At 72.4% G+C, this 14,554-nt stretch carries 15 protein-coding genes, 1 tRNA gene and 1 pseudogene; 7 read left to right on the forward strand and 10 right to left on the reverse strand.

Translation table 11 applies throughout. The features are described from left to right. Positions 1-8: 8 nt before the first annotated feature. From ACGFMM_RS09780 to ACGFMM_RS09790, 3 genes are all read right to left on the reverse strand, one after another. On the reverse strand, positions 9-1,481 hold the full coding sequence (locus ACGFMM_RS09780) for a PP2C family protein-serine/threonine phosphatase (protein ID WP_393644888.1): 1,473 nt from the start codon (positions 1,479-1,481) through the stop codon (positions 9-11). 116 nt (positions 1,482-1,597) lie between these two features. After that, positions 1,598-2,119 (reverse strand): FHA domain-containing protein, encoded by a 522-nt coding sequence (locus ACGFMM_RS09785; protein WP_393644889.1) that lies wholly within the window; start codon positions 2,117-2,119, stop codon positions 1,598-1,600. A gap of 10 nt (positions 2,120-2,129) precedes the next feature. After that, complete coding sequence (locus tag ACGFMM_RS09790) at positions 2,130-2,960, reverse strand: FhaA domain-containing protein (protein ID WP_393644890.1); 831 nt, start codon at positions 2,958-2,960, stop codon at positions 2,130-2,132. Between the two features lie 289 nt (positions 2,961-3,249). Between ACGFMM_RS09790 and ACGFMM_RS09795 the strand changes: the two genes are divergently transcribed. From ACGFMM_RS09795 to ACGFMM_RS09805, 3 genes are all read left to right on the forward strand, one after another. Further along, positions 3,250-3,336: transfer RNA gene (locus ACGFMM_RS09795), tRNA-Leu, on the forward strand. 196 nt (positions 3,337-3,532) lie between these two features. Continuing rightward, the gene (locus ACGFMM_RS09800; protein ID WP_393645501.1) at positions 3,533-5,278 is read left to right on the forward strand and encodes a histidine kinase; all 1,746 of its coding nucleotides are present in this window, start codon (positions 3,533-3,535) and stop codon (positions 5,276-5,278) included. A 39-nt stretch (positions 5,279-5,317) separates the two neighbouring features. Then, positions 5,318-5,986 carry a response regulator gene (locus ACGFMM_RS09805; protein WP_393644892.1) on the forward strand — a complete coding sequence of 223 codons (669 nt, stop codon included), beginning with the start codon at positions 5,318-5,320 and terminating at the stop codon, positions 5,984-5,986. On the opposite strand, the gene ACGFMM_RS09810 is transcribed toward ACGFMM_RS09805, so the two are convergent. Next, complete coding sequence (locus tag ACGFMM_RS09810; protein ID WP_393645536.1) at positions 5,983-6,189, reverse strand: hypothetical protein; 207 nt, start codon at positions 6,187-6,189, stop codon at positions 5,983-5,985. The two genes, ACGFMM_RS09805 and ACGFMM_RS09810, sit on opposite strands and share 4 nt — an antisense overlap. On the opposite strand from ACGFMM_RS09810, the pseudogene ACGFMM_RS09815 reads away from it, so the two are divergent. The 4 genes and pseudogenes from ACGFMM_RS09815 to ACGFMM_RS09830 all read left to right on the forward strand — a co-directional run. Then, positions 6,119-6,715: pseudogene (locus tag ACGFMM_RS09815) on the forward strand (hypothetical protein); the annotation flags it as partial. The gene ACGFMM_RS09810 and the pseudogene ACGFMM_RS09815 overlap by 71 nt on opposite strands. 134 nt (positions 6,716-6,849) lie before the next feature. Then, positions 6,850-8,304 (forward strand): DUF2252 domain-containing protein, encoded by a 1,455-nt coding sequence (locus tag ACGFMM_RS09820; protein WP_393644894.1) that lies wholly within the window; start codon positions 6,850-6,852, stop codon positions 8,302-8,304. A gap of 99 nt (positions 8,305-8,403) precedes the next feature. Beyond that, on the forward strand, positions 8,404-9,216 hold the full coding sequence (locus ACGFMM_RS09825) for a J domain-containing protein (RefSeq protein WP_393644895.1): 813 nt from the start codon (positions 8,404-8,406) through the stop codon (positions 9,214-9,216). Between the two features lie 38 nt (positions 9,217-9,254). After that, positions 9,255-9,599, forward strand: a complete 345-nt coding sequence (locus ACGFMM_RS09830; RefSeq protein WP_393644897.1) for a rhodanese-like domain-containing protein — start codon at positions 9,255-9,257, stop codon at positions 9,597-9,599. Between the two features lie 62 nt (positions 9,600-9,661). On the opposite strand, the gene ACGFMM_RS09835 is transcribed toward ACGFMM_RS09830, so the two are convergent. From ACGFMM_RS09835 to paaA, 6 genes are all read right to left on the reverse strand, one after another. Continuing rightward, positions 9,662-10,795: an acyl-CoA dehydrogenase family protein gene (locus ACGFMM_RS09835; RefSeq protein WP_393644899.1), complete on the reverse strand. Its 1,134-nt coding sequence runs from the start codon at positions 10,793-10,795 to the stop codon at positions 9,662-9,664. 113 nt (positions 10,796-10,908) lie between these two features. Next, positions 10,909-11,997, reverse strand: coding sequence for a 2Fe-2S iron-sulfur cluster-binding protein (locus ACGFMM_RS09840; RefSeq protein WP_393644901.1), 1,089 nt, complete (start codon positions 11,995-11,997; stop codon positions 10,909-10,911). Then, positions 11,998-12,498, reverse strand: a complete 501-nt coding sequence (gene paaD, locus ACGFMM_RS09845; protein WP_393644903.1) for a 1,2-phenylacetyl-CoA epoxidase subunit PaaD — start codon at positions 12,496-12,498, stop codon at positions 11,998-12,000. Then, positions 12,492-13,247, reverse strand: coding sequence for a 1,2-phenylacetyl-CoA epoxidase subunit PaaC (gene paaC, locus ACGFMM_RS09850; RefSeq protein ID WP_393644905.1), 756 nt, complete (start codon positions 13,245-13,247; stop codon positions 12,492-12,494). Before paaC ends, paaD begins: the two co-directional genes overlap by 7 nt. Then, positions 13,244-13,531, reverse strand: a complete 288-nt coding sequence (gene paaB, locus ACGFMM_RS09855) for a 1,2-phenylacetyl-CoA epoxidase subunit PaaB (protein WP_393644907.1) — start codon at positions 13,529-13,531, stop codon at positions 13,244-13,246. The genes paaC and paaB overlap by 4 nt, the downstream gene beginning before the upstream one ends. Continuing rightward, positions 13,528-14,496: a 1,2-phenylacetyl-CoA epoxidase subunit PaaA gene (paaA, locus tag ACGFMM_RS09860; protein ID WP_393644909.1), complete on the reverse strand. Its 969-nt coding sequence runs from the start codon at positions 14,494-14,496 to the stop codon at positions 13,528-13,530. Before paaA ends, paaB begins: the two co-directional genes overlap by 4 nt. Positions 14,497-14,554 lie beyond the last annotated feature (58 nt).

A 14,554-nucleotide genomic window follows, 5' to 3' on the forward strand; every position in this document is an offset into this window, starting at 1 on the left:
CGGGCCGGTTACTGCTTGCCGCAGTTCGACGCCAGCTTCTGCTCCTCCTCGGAGAGGGTGGGGCCCGGGGAGGGAGCGGCTGTGGTGGGCTTGGATTCGGGGGTGGCGGTGCCCTTGGCGGGCTGCGGAGCCTTGTCGGCCGCGCCGTCGGCGGCAGCCTTGCGCTGCTCCTGCTTCTTGCAGGCCGCCGCCTGCGTCGCGAACTGCTGGATCTTGGTCTCGGCCTTGCCGCGGCTGCCGCCCGCGATGGTCTCCTCGACCTGCTTGCGCTGGTAAGGCGGCAGGTACTTGAGTTCGATCTCGGGGTGGTCCTTCTCGACCGCCGAAAGCTTCACCCAGGCCAGGTCCTGGCTGATGCCCCGGTACAGCGCCACGTGCTCGTCCTTGGAGCCCACGTAGAACTGGGTCTGTGTCCAGCGCCAGCCACCGTACAGCGCGCCGCCCACCACACCCAGGGTGAGGACGAACAGGAACGACCGCTTGAGCCACTTGCGGCCCGTGCGGGGCTTGACGAAGTCCTCGTCGGTGTACGCGCCGAAGGAGCCCTGCGGCGGCATGCCGCCGTACTGGTGGTCGCCGCTGCCGGGCGGGCCGAAGCCGCCGGCCGGCGGCTGCGCGGCCTGCGGGCGGCCCAGACCGGAGGCGCGGCCGGCCGGCGTCTGCATGGCGCCGCCGTCGCCGAGCTGCACCTGGTTCTCGGCGACCGCGCCGACGACGACCGGGGTGTCGCTGATCTGGCCCGCCAGGGTGTCGCCCGAGTCGGTGTCGAGGACGTCGGCGACGATGCACGTGATGTTGTCGGGGCCGCCGCCGCGCAGCGCGAGCTGGATCAGCTCCTGCACGGTCTCCTGCGGGCCCTGGTAGCTGGCGAGGGTGTCCTCCAGAGTCTGGTGGGACACCACGCCCGACAGGCCGTCGGAGCAGACCATGTACCGGTCGCCGGCCCGCACCTCGCGGATGGAGAGATCGGGCTCGACGTGGTCGCCGCTGCCCAGCGCGCGCATCAGCAGCGAGCGCTGCGGATGCGTCGTCGCCTCCTCCTCGGTGATCCGGCCCTCGTCGACGAGCCGCTGCACCCAGGTGTGGTCCTGCGTGATCTGGGTGAGGACGCCGTCGCGCAGCAGATACGCGCGCGAGTCGCCGACGTGGACCAGGCCGAGGCGCTGGCCGGTCCACAGCAGGGCGGTGAGCGTGGTGCCCATGCCCTCCAGCTGCGGGTCCTCCTCGACCATCATGCGCAGCTGGTCGTTGGCGCGCTGCACCGCGGTGCCGAGGGAGGTGAGGATGTCGGAGCCGGGGATGTCGTCGTCGAGCTGCACGAGGGTCGAGATCACCTCGGAGGAGGCGACCTCGCCGGCGGCCTGGCCGCCCATGCCGTCGGCGATGGCGAGCAGCCGCGGCCCGGCGTAACCGGAATCCTCGTTGCCCTCGCGGATCATGCCCTTGTGCGAGCCCGCGGCGAAACGCAGTGACAGTGTCATGCCGACCTGCCCTGTCGCTGCTGCCTCGGGGTACAGCCGGTCTCGAGCCACACTGCCCACCCTCCGGTCGGGAGCCGGTCCCGCTCGCTCCGCTCGCGCCTAATCATGATGTAGCACTACTTCCGCAGCTCGATGACGGTCTTGCCGATGCGGATCGGCGCGCCCAGCGGAATCGGCGTCGGAGTGGTGAGGCGGGTCCGGTCGAGATACGTGCCGTTGGTGGACCCGAGGTCCTCGACGATCCACTGACCGTCCCGGTCCGGGTAGATCCTGGCGTGCCGGCTGGAGGCGTAGTCGTCGTCCAGCACGATCGTGGAGTCGTGCGCACGGCCCAGGGTGATGGTCTGGCCCTGCAGCGCGACCGTGGTGCCGGTGAGAGTGCCCTCGGACACGACCAGCTTCGTGGGGGCGCCACGGCGCTGCCGCCCGCCGGCCTGCTGGCCGCGCTGCGGCGGCGGCGCGGCGGCCTGACGGCCGGCGGCGGCCTGCTGCGACCGCGCCTCTCCCCTGCGGGAGCCGCGCTGCGTGACACGCGTGCCGAACAGGTCGCTACGGATGACCTGCACGGCCACGATCACGAACAGCCACAGTACGGCCAGGAAACCCAGCCGCATGACCGTGAGGGTCAGCTCTGACATTGCCCCCGCTTCACCCTTCGGCTTGCCGGTAAACGATGGTGGTGCTGCCCACGACGATCCGCGAGCCGTCGCGGAGCGTAGCGCGGGTGGTGTGCTGCCCGTCTACCACGATGCCGTTGGTGGATCCGAGATCCTGGATCGTCGAGGGCGTTCCGGTCCGGATCTCACAGTGCCGGCGGGATACGCCGGGGTCGTCGATCCGCACGTCGGCGTCGGTGCTGCGGCCCAGCACCAGCGTCGGACGGGAGATCTGATGGCGGGTGCCGTTGATCTCGATCCAGCGGCGCACCTGCGCGCCGGGCAGCGCGCCCGGACCGGGACCGGCCGGGCGTCCGCCGGGCGGCGGACCGGCCGGCATCGGCGGCGCGCCGGTCGGCGGATAGCCGTAGCCGGGGCGCGCCGGCTGCTGGCCGGGCGGCGTCTGGCCGTGGCCCGGGCCGCCCTGGGGCGGCTGCGGCTGCGAGGTGCTGGAAGCAAGGGTACGGCTACGGACCCGGTACAGGCCGGTGTCGAGGTCCTCGGCCTTCTCCAGGTGGACCTTGATCGGGCCCATGAAGGTGTACCGCTGCTGCTTGGCGTAGTCGCGGACCAGGCCGGAGAGCTCGTCGCCGAGCTGGCCGGAGTAAGGGCTGAGGCGCTCGTAGTCGGGCGCGCTCAGCTCCACGATGAAGTCGTTGGGGACGACCGTCCGCTCGCGGTTCCAGATCGTCGCGTTGTTGTCGCACTCGCGCTGGAGGGCGCCGGCGATCTCGACGGGCTGGACCTCGGACTTGAAGACCTTGGCGAAGGTGCCGTTGACCAGACCTTCGAGTCGCTGTTCGAACCGCTTCAGGACTCCCATGGGGCACCTCCTCCGTCGTTGCCGTCCTGGTACTGCTTACTGATCGTATCCACGCGTCGGGAAATCGGCTGGTTCCCCTTCTCTGCCCTGTGGACGAGTGTCACCTCTCACACGGATCGTAGAGGCGGCCTCAGGACAGTGTCCCGCAGCCCCTCCTGACGCTGGTCCTGTTCGGCGGAGACGGGGTCCAAACAAACGGATGTGAATCGACGGTCCGCGACGTGCTAATCTTCAGATGTCGCCAGGGAGACCGGCCCGAAAAACTGGAAGCCCAGGAGACACACCCAATGCGCGGGTGGCGGAATAGGCAGACGCGCTGGATTCAGGTTCCAGTGCCCGCAAGGGCGTGGGGGTTCAACTCCCCCCTCGCGCACCAGACGGAAGCCCCGTAGGTCGAAAGACCTACGGGGCTTCTGCGTTGTGCCCGGACGCTCGTGCGCTGGCCTCCGGCGGTGGCTGCGGGCCGGGTTGAGACCTTCGTCGTGGTGGGGCGGGACGAAAGTGGGACGCGGCCGGGGCGCCGGACTGCCTAGATTGCGGGCGTGGAAGCGTCGACGAAGACCAGGGGCGTGATGGCCGACACCTGGCGGTGGCTGGCGGGCCCGGAGCGGTGGACGAAGCGGCGGACCGCGGGCGAAGCCGTCCTCGCGCTGCTGATGGCGGTGCTCGCGGCCGGCACCGAGGAACTCATCGGCCGGGACGGCTGGTGGCCCGCGGCCGTGGCGTTGAGCGCCACGGTGCTGTCGCTGCTGCGCCGAAGGTTCCCCGCGAGTGTGCTCGTCGTCACGGGCGCCCTCGCACCGCTGCTGCCCGGATATGTGGTGCTCCTCATGCTCGTCGGCTGGTCGGCGGGGCGGCACATCGCCGACGTCGGGCGGGCGCTGGGCGCGTTCACGGGCTCGTACGTGCTGTACGTGGCGACGACGCTGCTGGACGCCTGGGACTGGCAGGGCGCGCTGCGGCTGGCCTTCGTGAACACGATCTACTTCCTGGCGACCACGGTCGTCCCCGGCCTGGCCCACCGGTACTGGGTGCAGCGGCGGACGCTGCTGCACGCGCTGCAGGACCGCAACCGCCGGCTGCTGCGGGAGCGGTCGATGATCGTGCTGCAGGCCCGGCTGCGGGAACGGCAGCGGATCGCACAGGACATGCACGACAGCCTGGGCCACCAGCTGGCGCTGATCTCCGTGCACACCGGGGCGCTGGAGGTGGACCCCGAGCTGACCGGCCGCCAGCGCGAGGCGGTGAGCGTGCTGCGGAACGCCTCGGTGACGGCGATGCACGAGCTGCGTGAAGTCGTCGGCATCCTGCGCGACGGGATCGAGGCGCCGGTGGACGCCGGCCCGGGCGGCACGGGTGTTGTGGGCGCGGTGGACGAGTCGCGGCGCGGTACGGCCGGCATCGAGGCGCTGGTGGAGGCCGGGCGGGGCGCGGGGAAGACCGTCGGGCTGAAGCGGACCGGCGACGGGCCGCCGCTGATGGCGGCGGCGGACCACGCGGCGTACCGGATCGTGCAGGAGGCGTTGACGAACGCGTACAAGCACGCGCCGGGAGCGACGATCGGCGTGGAACTGCGGTACGAGCCCGACGCCTTCGTCGTGGAGGTCGTCAACGCGGCCCCGGCGCGGCCCGCCGCGGACGCGGTCAGCGGCGGCCAGGGCCTCACGGGCCTGCACGAAAGGGCCCGGCTGGTCGGCGGGATGGTGCACGCGGGCCCGGTGGACGGCGGCGGCTTCCGGGTCGCGGGCGTCCTGCCGTACGGCGGCGAGAGCGTGCCGCAGGCCGCGCCTTTCGTTGATGCGGCCGACGACTTCCGGCAGCAGTCGACGAGCCCTCCGTGGAGCGAACCTGAACCCGTCATGGACTGGCGGTCGGACCCGCTGTCCGATCTGAGTTTCACGGAACGGGAGTTGGCGATGGCACTGCGCGAGGGCGGGACGAGGAGCAGGGGCGGCGGGGTGGCCCTGGGCTGCGGCATCGCGGCCGCGGCGGGGGTGCTGCTGGTGCTCGCGGTCGGATTCGGGGCGTTCTTCCTGGTGCAGGCCGTGGACAAGGCGATGATCGATCCGGCGCAGTACGAGGCGATATCCGTCGGCATGACGGAGAAGGAGGTCCGCGACCGGCTGCCCACCGGCGACTCGGTCGCGACGTCGGGGCTGCACGGCAAGGGGCCGAAGGAGCCCGAGGGCTCCACGTGCCTGGTGCTGATGTCCTCGGACGTGCCGGAAGACATCACCGTCGAGACCGAGCCGGTGTTCCGGTTCTGCTTCAAGGACGGCAAGCTGATCGAGAAGAAGGCGTACGACGTCAGGCGGTAGCAGCCGGGAGGCCCGGAGGCCGCAGAGAAGGGGGAGGCCGTGACGGGACGGCGCATCAGGGTCGTGGTCGCCGACGACGAACCGCTGATCAGAGCCGGAATCCGCATGATCCTCACCTCCGACCCGGAGATCGAGGTGGTCGCGGAGGCGGCGAACGGCCGGGAGGCCGTCGACGCGGCCCGGGCGCACGCGGCGGACGTGGTGCTCCTCGACATCCAGATGCCGGTACTGGACGGGCTCGCCGCGCTGCCCGAGCTGCGGCGGGCCGCGCCGTCGGCGCGGGTGGTCGTGCTGACCACCTTCGGCGAGCGGGAGAACGTGCTGCGGGCGCTGGAGCACGGCAGCGTCGGGTTCCTGCTGAAAGACACCGCGCCGGCCGAGCTGATCCGGGCGGTGCGGGCGACGGCGGCGGGGGACGCCTATCTCTCCCCGGCGGCGACCCGGCATGTGGTGGACCGGCTGGCGTCGGGCCGGGAGGCGGCGCGGGCCGAGGAGGCGCGGGTGCGTATCGAGGCGCTGAGCGAACGGGAGCATGCGGTGCTCGCGCTGCTCGGCGAGGGGCTGTCGAACGCGGACGCGGGCCGGCGGCTGCACATGAGCGAGGGCACGGTGAAGACGTATGTGAGCCGCATCCTGGCGAAGCTCGGCTGCGAGAACCGGGTGCAGGCGGCGCTGCTGGCACGGGACGCGGGGCTGGAAGGGGCCTAGTCCCGCCGGGCGGCCGGCGCGGCCTCGGCGGCGTTGTAGCGCAGGAGCAGGTCGGCGAACCGGGCGAGGTCGTCGGTGGACCAGTCCCTGAGCCGCTCCTGGTAGGCGGCGATGCGGCTGACCTGCGCGGCGGCGAGCATCGCGCCGCCCTCCTCGGGCGGGGCGCTGCCGCTGCGGATCCGGGCGGTGCTGGCCCTCGGCATGTCCTTCGTCGTCAGCCTGATCGGAACGGCCTTCGCGGGACCGGTGTTCCACCTCGTCGACCGCGGCCTGGCCGGCCTGTGGGCGATGTCCTGGCTGTACGCGTCAGGCGTGCTGCTGATCGGGGTCGGGCTGCACACGTTCCTCAAGCGGTGGACGACGCTCGGTGTGATGGTGCTGTTCGTGATGCTCAACTTCACCAGCTCCGGCGGTATTTACCGGCCCGAGCTGCAGCCCGGCTTCTTCGGCTCGCTGCACGCGTTCTGGAACGGCGCCGGGTTCGTGGAGGGGCTGCGCGGCCACGTGTACTTCGACGGGCAGGGCGTCGGCCGGAGCGTGGCCGTGCTGGGCTGCTGGCTGCTGGCGGGCGTGGTGCTGATGGCCGTCGCGGGACGCGCGGAGCGGAAGCGCGCCGACGAAGGGGGAAAGAGCGGGATCGGGATCGGGATCGGGAGCGGAGGCGCGAACGAGAAGGAGACCCAGACCCAGATCGTGGAGGAGCTGGAGGAGGCCGCCGTCGCCGTGTGAGTGACGGAGTTATCCCCAGCGAACCCGCTGTCCACAGGGGCAGACGGCTGATCGGCAGCGCCGGTACCGTCATCGCAGTTGATGTTGCGCGGCCCGCGTCGCGCGACGCTGTACGAGAGCGGGGAGGGCGTCCGATGGGCGAGGTCCGGGTGGCGGTGCCGGAACAGCGAAGTGCCGGGGGCGACGGGCGCGTTCCGGTCGTGCCGGGGTTCGCGCACCGGACGGCGGCGGGGTCGGCGGACTCCCCGAAGGAGTACGGCAAGCGGCTGCGGGAGCGCGTGCCGCGGTCGGCGCACGCGGACCTGGTGCTCGCGGACGGGCGGCCGGACGCGGTGCGGGCGGTCGAGGAGTCCAGCCGCGGCCGGGTCCCGGAGCTGGCGCCGATACGCGTCGGCCGGATGGCCGCCACACCCTTCGCCTTCCTGCGCGGCAGCGCGGGGCTGATGGCCCACGACCTGGTCGGTTCGCCGGTGACCGGCGTCCCGGCGCAGATATGCGGCGACGCGCACGCGGCCAACTTCGGCCTGTACGGCGACGCGCGGGGCCGGCTGGTCATCGACCTCAACGACTTCGACGAGACGGTCGTCGGGCCGTGGGAGTGGGACGTCAAGCGGCTCGCCACCTCGCTCGTGCTCGCCGGGCGCGAGGCGGGGGCGAGCGAGGACATGTGCCGGTCGGCGGCGTTCGACACGGTCGGCGCGTACCGGCGGACGATGCGGCTGCTGGCCAAGCTGCCGGCGCTGGACGCCTGGAACGCGATCGCCGACGAGGAACTGGTCTCGCACACCGACGCGCGGGATCTGCTGGGCACGCTGGAGCGGGTGGCGGAGAAGGCGCGGAACAACACCAGCGCCCGGTTCGCCGCGAAGTCGACGGAGGCGGTGACGGACGCCGACGGCACGGCGGGCCGGCGTTTCGTCGACGCTCCGCCGGTGCTGCGGCGTGTGTCCGACGCGGAGGCGGCGGCCGTAGCGGCCGCGCTGGGCGGATACCTGGAGACCGTGTCGGAGGACCGGCTGCCGCTGCTCGCCCGGTATGCGATCCACGACGTGGCGTTCCGGGTCGTCGGCACCGGCAGCGTGGGCACGCGCTCGTACGTGGTGCTGCTGCTGGACCACCGGGGCGAGCCGCTGGTGCTGCAGGTGAAGGAGGCGCGGCCGTCGGCGCTGCTGCCGTATCTGCCGGCCGTCGGCTTCGAGGCGCCTCAGGCCGGTCACGAGGGGCGGCGCGTGGTGCTCGGACAGAAGCGGATGCAGGTGGTCAGCGACATCCTGCTCGGCTGGACGACGGTCGAGGACCGGCCGTACCAGGTGCGGCAGTTCCGCAACCGGAAGGGCAGCGTGGACCCGGCGGCGCTCACCGTGGACCAGATAGACGACTACGGCCGCATGACCGGCGCGCTGCTGGCCCGCGCCCACGCCCACAGCGTCGACCCCCGGCTGCTCGCGGGCTACTGCGGCAAGAACGAGGAGTTCGACGACGCCGTCGCGTCCTTCGCCGTCGCCTACGCCGACCGCACGGAGGCCGACCACGCCGACCTCCTGACGGCCGTCCGCACGGGCCGTCTGGCTGCCGAACTGGGGGTGTGAACGACCGGGGGCGGGGTGGGTGGGGAGGGGAGGGGGAGGGGCCCCTCCCCCCGGCGGCCGTAGGGTGGGGGTGTCGTGCTGGTGAGTGATGGCGGGAACGTGAGCGGTGTGAACGAGGAGCGGCCCGAGGAACGGCCCGAGGCGCGGCTGGAGCGGGCCGTGCGGGCTGCCGAGCAGGCGCTGATCGAGTTCGAGATCGCGGTCGAGACCTTCAAGGTCGAGGTCGAGAACTTCTCCCGGCTGCATCACCAGAGGCTGGGCCCGATGTACGCGCGGCTCGACGAGCTGGACGCGCTGGTCGCCGAGGCCCGGGCCGCGCGCAGCGGTGATCCGGAGGATCTGCGCAAGGCGCGGGAGGCGCGGGCGGCGGTCATGCCGATGCCCGGGGTCGAGGAGCTGTTCCACGACTGGCTGGACTCCGACGGCCTGTCCCCCGAGGCCGCCGCCATGCTCACCGGCCGGCCCGTGCAGCCGCCGAAGCGGGTGCGGCCCGGCGAGGAGGCCCGCAAGCTGTACCGCGAGCTCGCCCGCAAGGCCCACCCCGACCTTGCCCGCGACGAGGCCGAGCGGGTCCGCCGCGAGGAGTTCATCACCCGCGTCAACGCCGCCTACGGGCGCGGCGACGTCCCTCTGCTCCAGGAGCTGGCGGAGGAGTGGGCGGCCGGGCCGGCGCCGAAGAGCGAGGAGCCCGACGGGAGCGAGGAGCTGTACGCGCGCCTGGAGTGGCTCTCGCGCCGCAAGGAGCTGCTGGCCCTTGTGGCCAGGGACCTGGAGGACAGCGCCATCGGCCAGATGCTGAAGATGGCGCCCGAGGACCCGGACCGGCTGCTGGAGGAGATCGCCGAGCAGCTGCTCGCCCAGGTCGCCGAGCGTGAGGCGGAGCTCTCCGCGCTGACGCGTCCGGTGCAGTAGGTTTTCGGTATCCCTGTCGACGAGAAAAGGTCTGACCCATGAACTTCGCCCCGCTTCCCTCGGTGGATGCCGCCTCCGTGCCGGCCGACGCCCTGGTGGTCGACGTCCGCGAGGACGACGAGTGGGCGGCCGGGCATGTCGAGGGTGCGCTGCACGTGCCGATGAGCGACTTCGTGGCGCGCTTCGGCGAGGTGACCGAGGCCGTGGCCGAGGGCCGTCGCGCGTACGTCATGTGCAAGGTCGGCGGGCGCTCGGCGCAGGTCACGCAGTACCTGGTGCAGCAGGGCATCGACGCGGTCAACGTCGACGGCGGCATGCTCGCCTGGGACGGCGCGGACCGTCCGATGGTCAGCGAGGGCGGCAGCGCCGCCTACGTGCTGTAGCTGCACCTGTAGCTGTTGTGGCGGTGTCGCGCCGTCCTGCCTGTTCGGCTGTCGTGTAGTCGTCAGGTCAGGGGGTGGGCGGCGAGCAAGCCGCCGAGGGTCTCCTCGTGGGCGGCTGCCGGGCCGAGCGAGAGTTCCAGGTGCTTGGCCCAGGCGTGGTAGCGGTGCAGCGGGTAGTCGGTGTCCGCGCCGAAGCCGCCGTGGAGGTGCTGAGCGGTCTGCACGACGCGGCGTACCCCGTCCGAGGCCCAGATCTTCGCCACCGCGATGTCGCCGGTGACGGGCAGTGCCCCGCCGGCGCCGCTGCCGAGCCGCCAGGCGGCCTGCCAGAGGGTGACCTCCATGGCACGCAGGTCGATGTAGCGGTCCGCGGCCTGTACCGCGACGGCCTGGAAGGTCGCGACGGGGAAGCCGAACTGTTCCCGCTTGCCGGTGTACCGGCTGGTCATCTCGAGTACGTTCTCGCCGAGTCCGAGGGCGAGCGCGCAGGTGCCGGTGGCGAGGACGTCGCGGAGCCAGTCCCAGGCCCCGTCGGCGTCGATGACCCGGTCGCCGTCGAGGCGTACCGCGTCGAGCCGGGCCTCGGCGAGCAGTTCGCCGCTGGTGGAGTACTGCGCGGCCAGGGTGAGGCCTTCGTGGCCGCGGGGGACCAGGGCGATGACGGCGCGGCCCTCGGGGGTGTGCGCGGGCAGCGCGATCAGGTCCGCGGAGTGGGCCCAGGGGACGGTGGAGTGGAGGCCGTCGACGATCCAGGAGTCGCCGTCGCGGCGGGCGGTGGCGGCGAGTTCGGCGGGGTCGTGGCCGGTGCGGCCGTGGGCGCCGGCGGTGAGTACGGGGGTGCCGCGGCCGGCGCCGGGCAGCAGCGCTGCGGCGAGGGCGGGGCTGCCGTACCGTTCGACGGTCGTCGCGACGGCGCAGTGTTCCAGGAGGGGGACGCGGGCCAGGACGCGGGCGGACTCGCGCAGGACGAGGCAGAGCGCCAGCACGTCGAGGCCGGCGCCGCCGTGCCGCGGGTCGAGGACGAGTCCGAGCAGGTCGGCGTCGGCGAGCCGGGCCCACAGCGGCCGGTCGAACTCCTCGGAGACCGCGACTGGGGTGAGCGCCGGGCTGGGCACGCCGTCGGGCGGGACGTCGGCGAAGACGCCCCGGGCCGCCTCGACGGCCGCCTGCTGCTCCTCGGTGAAGGTGAAGTCCACAGCCCTGCCCTCCTGTTGCCGTCCTGACGCTTGTGCTGACGGAGCGTCAAGATAGAACAGGTTCTAGGGGAAGGGAACAGGCGCGACCCAGTGGTCCGCCGTCCGCCGTGGACTCAGCGGTCGAAGTCGAGCTCCACGTCCGCCGTGGCCGGGTGGGACTGGCAGGCCAGTACATAGCCGGCGTCGGTCTCCTCCGGTTCCAGCGCGAAGTTCCGGTCCATCCGCACCTCGCCCTGCACCAGGAACGCCCGGCATGTGCCGCAGACCCCGCCCTTGCAGGCGTACGGCGCGTCCGCGCGGGCCCGGAGCACCGTGTCGAGCAGCGTCTCGCCCTCCTGGACCGGCCAGTTGCCCGACCGGCCGTGCAGCGTCGCCGTCAGCGTCGCGTGCACGGGTGCGCCGGCCATCGGGGCGGGCCGGGGAGCGGAGCCGTCGTCGACGTGGAAGATCTCCTGGTGGACCCGGTCGCGCGGCACGCCGAGCCCGCGCAGGGCCCGCTCCGCGCCCTGGACCAGGCCGAACGGTCCGCACAGGAACCAGCCCGCGATCTCGCCGACCGGCAGCAGCGCCGGCAACAGCGCGGCGAGCCGCTCCTCGTCGAGCCGGCCGGACGGCAGGCCCGCCTGCTGCTCCTCGCGGGACAGCGCGGTGATCAGCTGGAAGCGGTCGGGGAAGCGGTCCTTCAGGTCCGCGACCTCGTCGAGGAACATCGTGGAGGCGGCCGTGCGGTCGCTGCGTATCAGGCAGAACCGGGCCTGCGGCTCCCGCGCCAGCAGGGTGGCGGCCATGGACAGCACCGGCGTGATGCCGCTGCCGCCGACCACGGCGGCGAAGTGCCCGGGCCGCGGTTCGAGGACGAACCGGCCCATCGGCTCCATGACCTCGACCGTGTCGCCCACGGCCAGTTCCTTGAGCGCGTACGTGGAGAACTCGCCGCCCTCCACCAGCCGGATGCCCACCCGCAGCACCGGCGTCTCGCCGGGCCCGGCGGCCGGGGCGCAGATCGAGTAGGTGCGCCGGATCTCCTCGCCGGTCTGCGCGCTGCGGCGCAGGGCGAGGTGCTGGCCGGGGGCGTGGCGGTAGGCGTCGTGCAGCTCGGGCGGGACCGCGAAGGTCACGGCCACCGCGTCGTCCGTGAGCTGCTCGACCGCGCTCACCCGGAGCGGATGGAACTCAGCCCGTCCGGAGCGTGAGGTCTGCATCTACAACTCCTTGAAGTGGTCGAACGGTTCGCGGCAGGCGACGCAGCGGCGCAGTGCCTTGCACGCGGTGGAGGAGAAGCGGCTGAGCAGTTCGGTGTCGGCGGAGCCGCAGTGCGGGCAGCGGATCGCCAGGGTCAGCGGCACGGGTCCGCCGGCCGTCGCCGACTGCGGGCGCGGCGGGGCTATGCCGAACTCGGCGAGCTTGCGCCGGCCCTCCTCGGTGATGTCGTCCGTGGACCAGGCGGGGGAGAGGACGGTCTTCACGGAGACCTCGGGCACGCCGTGGTCGTGCAGGGCGCGCTCGATGTCGGAGGACATCGCCTCGATCGCCGGGCAGCCGGTGTACGTGGGGGTGAGCTCGACCTCGACGCTGCCGGGCCCCAGGTAGTGCACGCCGCGCAGCACGCCGAGCTCGTGCAGGGTGATCACGGGCAGCTCGGGGTCGGGAACGGCGCCCGCGATGCGGCTCAGTTCCTCTTCGAGCGCGGTCATGGTCACCATGTCGCCCCCGGGTGGCTGCGGTGCAGATGCTGCATCTCGGCGAGCATCGGGCCGAACGGTTCGGTGTGCAGGCCCTGGCGGCCGGCGCCGGCGCTCCAGGCGCCGAGGCGCGGCCCTTCGGGCACGGTCAGTGTGGCGCGCCGCAGTACGGCGGTGACGGACTCCAGCCAGGCGGCGTCCATGGCCTCCCGGTCGATGTCCAGGCCGTCGACGGGCTGGAACGGCTCGCCGGTGTACCGCCACAGGGCGTCCACGGCCTGCTGCATCCGGGCGTGGCTCTCCTCGGTGCCGTCGCCGAGCCGGAGCGTCCAGTGCTCGGCGTGGTCCTGGTGGTAGGCGACCTCCTTGACGGCCTTGGCCGCGAGGCCGGCCAGCGGGCCGTCGCCGGCGGCCAGCTCCGCGTACAGCAGGCGCTGGTAGGTGGAGAAGTACAGCTGCCGGGCGATGGTGTGCGCGAAGTCGCCGTTGGGCTGCTCGACGAGCTGCACGTTGCGGAAGGCGCGCTCCTCGCGCAGGTAGGCCAGTTCGTCCTCGTCGCCGGCGAGCGAGAGCAGGACGCGGGCCTGGCCGAGCAGGTCGAGCGCGATGTTGGCGAGTGCGACCTCCTCCTCCAGGACGGGCGCGCTGCCGGCCCACTCCCCCAGCCGGTGGGAGAGCACCAGGGCGTCGTCGCCGAGCGCCAGTGCGGCCGTGGTGGTCGCAGGGGTCGCGGCGGTCTCGGGGGTGGGGGTCCCGGTCTCGGCGGTCACAGGTGCTTCACCCCGTCCGGGATCTCGTAGAAGGTCGGGTGCCGGTAGGGCTTGTCGGCCGACGGCTCGAAGAACGGGTCGCGCTCGTCGGGTGAGGAGGCGGTGATCGCGGTGGACGGGACCACCCAGATCGACACGCCCTCGTTGCGCCGGGTGTAGAGGTCCCGGGCGTTGCGCAGGGCCATCTCGGCGTCGGGCGCGTGCAGGCTGCCGGCGTGCGTGTGGGACAGTCCGCGGCGCGAGCGCACGAACACCTCCCACAGCGGCCATCCGTCGGTGCTCATCGCTGCGCCTCCCCGTGCTTCCCGGCGTATGCCGCCGCTGCTTCCCTGACCCAGGCGCCGTCCTCGTGCGCCTGGCGTCGCTTGCTCAGCCGCTGCTCGTTGCAGGGGCCGTTGCCCTTCAGGACCTCCCAGAACTCCGTCCAGTCGATCGCGCCGAAGTCGTAGTGCCCGCGCTCCTCGTTCCACCGCAGGTCGGGGTCGGGGAGGGTCAGGCCGAGGGCCTCGGCCTGCGGGGCGGCGATGTCGACGAAGCGCTGGCGCAGCTCGTCGTTGGAGTGCCGCTTGATCTTCCAGGCCATGGACTGGGCGGAGTGGGACGACTCGTCGTCCGGCGGGCCGAACATCATCAGCGAGGGCCACCACCAGCGGTCCACCGCGTCCTGCGCCATGGCGTGCTGCTCCGGGGTGCCCTGGGAGAGGGCGAGCAGGGACTCGTAGCCCTGGCGCTGGTGGAAGGACTCCTCCTTGCAGACCCGGACCATGGCGCGCGCGTACGGGCCGTACGAGCAGCGGCACAGCGGGACCTGGTTGGTGATCGCCGCGCCGTCCACGAGCCAGCCGATGGCGCCGACGTCGGCCCAGGTCAGCGTGGGGTAGTTGAAGATCGAGGAGTACTTCTGGCGGCCGGCGTGGAGCTTGTCGAGCAGCTCGTCGCGGCTGGTGCCGAGGGTCTCGGCCGCGCTGTACAGGTACAGCCCGTGGCCCGCCTCGTCCTGCACCTTGGCCATCAGGATGGCCTTGCGCCGCAGCGAGGGGGCGCGGGTGATCCAGTTGGCCTCCGGCTGCATGCCGATGATCTCGGAGTGTGCGTGCTGGGCGATCTGGCGGACGAGCGTGGCGCGGTAGGCGTCCGGCATCCAGTCGCGTGGCTCGATGCGCTCGTCTGCCGCGACCGCGGCGTCGAACACCGCCTCGAGGACGGACTCGTCCACGGTCACTGTTGTCGCTGACGTCCCTGTGGTCATCGGATCCCCTACCGACCGATCGTTCGGTTGAATGACTTCAATGGTGGGTCGCAGGCCC

Origin of the sequence: Streptomyces sp. NPDC048604 (assembly GCF_043199435.1) — a bacterium.
Lineage (GTDB): Bacteria > Actinomycetota > Actinomycetes > Streptomycetales > Streptomycetaceae > Streptomyces.

Bases quoted from the DNA above. Each gene is read 5' to 3' on its own strand.
- paaB (WP_393644907.1), bottom strand. From the start codon at position 13,531: ATGAGCACCGACGGATGGCCGCTGTGGGAGGTGTTCGTGCGCTCGCGC.
- paaD (WP_393644903.1), bottom strand. From the start codon at position 12,498: ATGGTGACCATGACCGCGCTCGAAGAGGAACTGAGCCGCATCGCGGGC.
- ACGFMM_RS09810 (WP_393645536.1), bottom strand. From the start codon at position 6,189: ATGCCGAGGGCCAGCACCGCCCGGATCCGCAGCGGCAGCGCCCCGCCC.
- ACGFMM_RS09840 (WP_393644901.1), bottom strand. From the start codon at position 11,997: ATGCAGACCTCACGCTCCGGACGGGCTGAGTTCCATCCGCTCCGGGTG.
- paaA (WP_393644909.1), bottom strand. From the start codon at position 14,496: ATGACCACAGGGACGTCAGCGACAACAGTGACCGTGGACGAGTCCGTC.
- ACGFMM_RS09800 (WP_393645501.1), top strand. From the start codon at position 3,533: ATGGCCGACACCTGGCGGTGGCTGGCGGGCCCGGAGCGGTGGACGAAG.
- ACGFMM_RS09785 (WP_393644889.1), bottom strand. From the start codon at position 2,119: ATGTCAGAGCTGACCCTCACGGTCATGCGGCTGGGTTTCCTGGCCGTA.
- ACGFMM_RS09780 (WP_393644888.1), bottom strand. From the start codon at position 1,481: ATGACACTGTCACTGCGTTTCGCCGCGGGCTCGCACAAGGGCATGATC.
- ACGFMM_RS09830 (WP_393644897.1), top strand. From the start codon at position 9,255: ATGAACTTCGCCCCGCTTCCCTCGGTGGATGCCGCCTCCGTGCCGGCC.
- ACGFMM_RS09790 (WP_393644890.1), bottom strand. From the start codon at position 2,960: ATGGGAGTCCTGAAGCGGTTCGAACAGCGACTCGAAGGTCTGGTCAAC.
- ACGFMM_RS09820 (WP_393644894.1), top strand. From the start codon at position 6,850: ATGGGCGAGGTCCGGGTGGCGGTGCCGGAACAGCGAAGTGCCGGGGGC.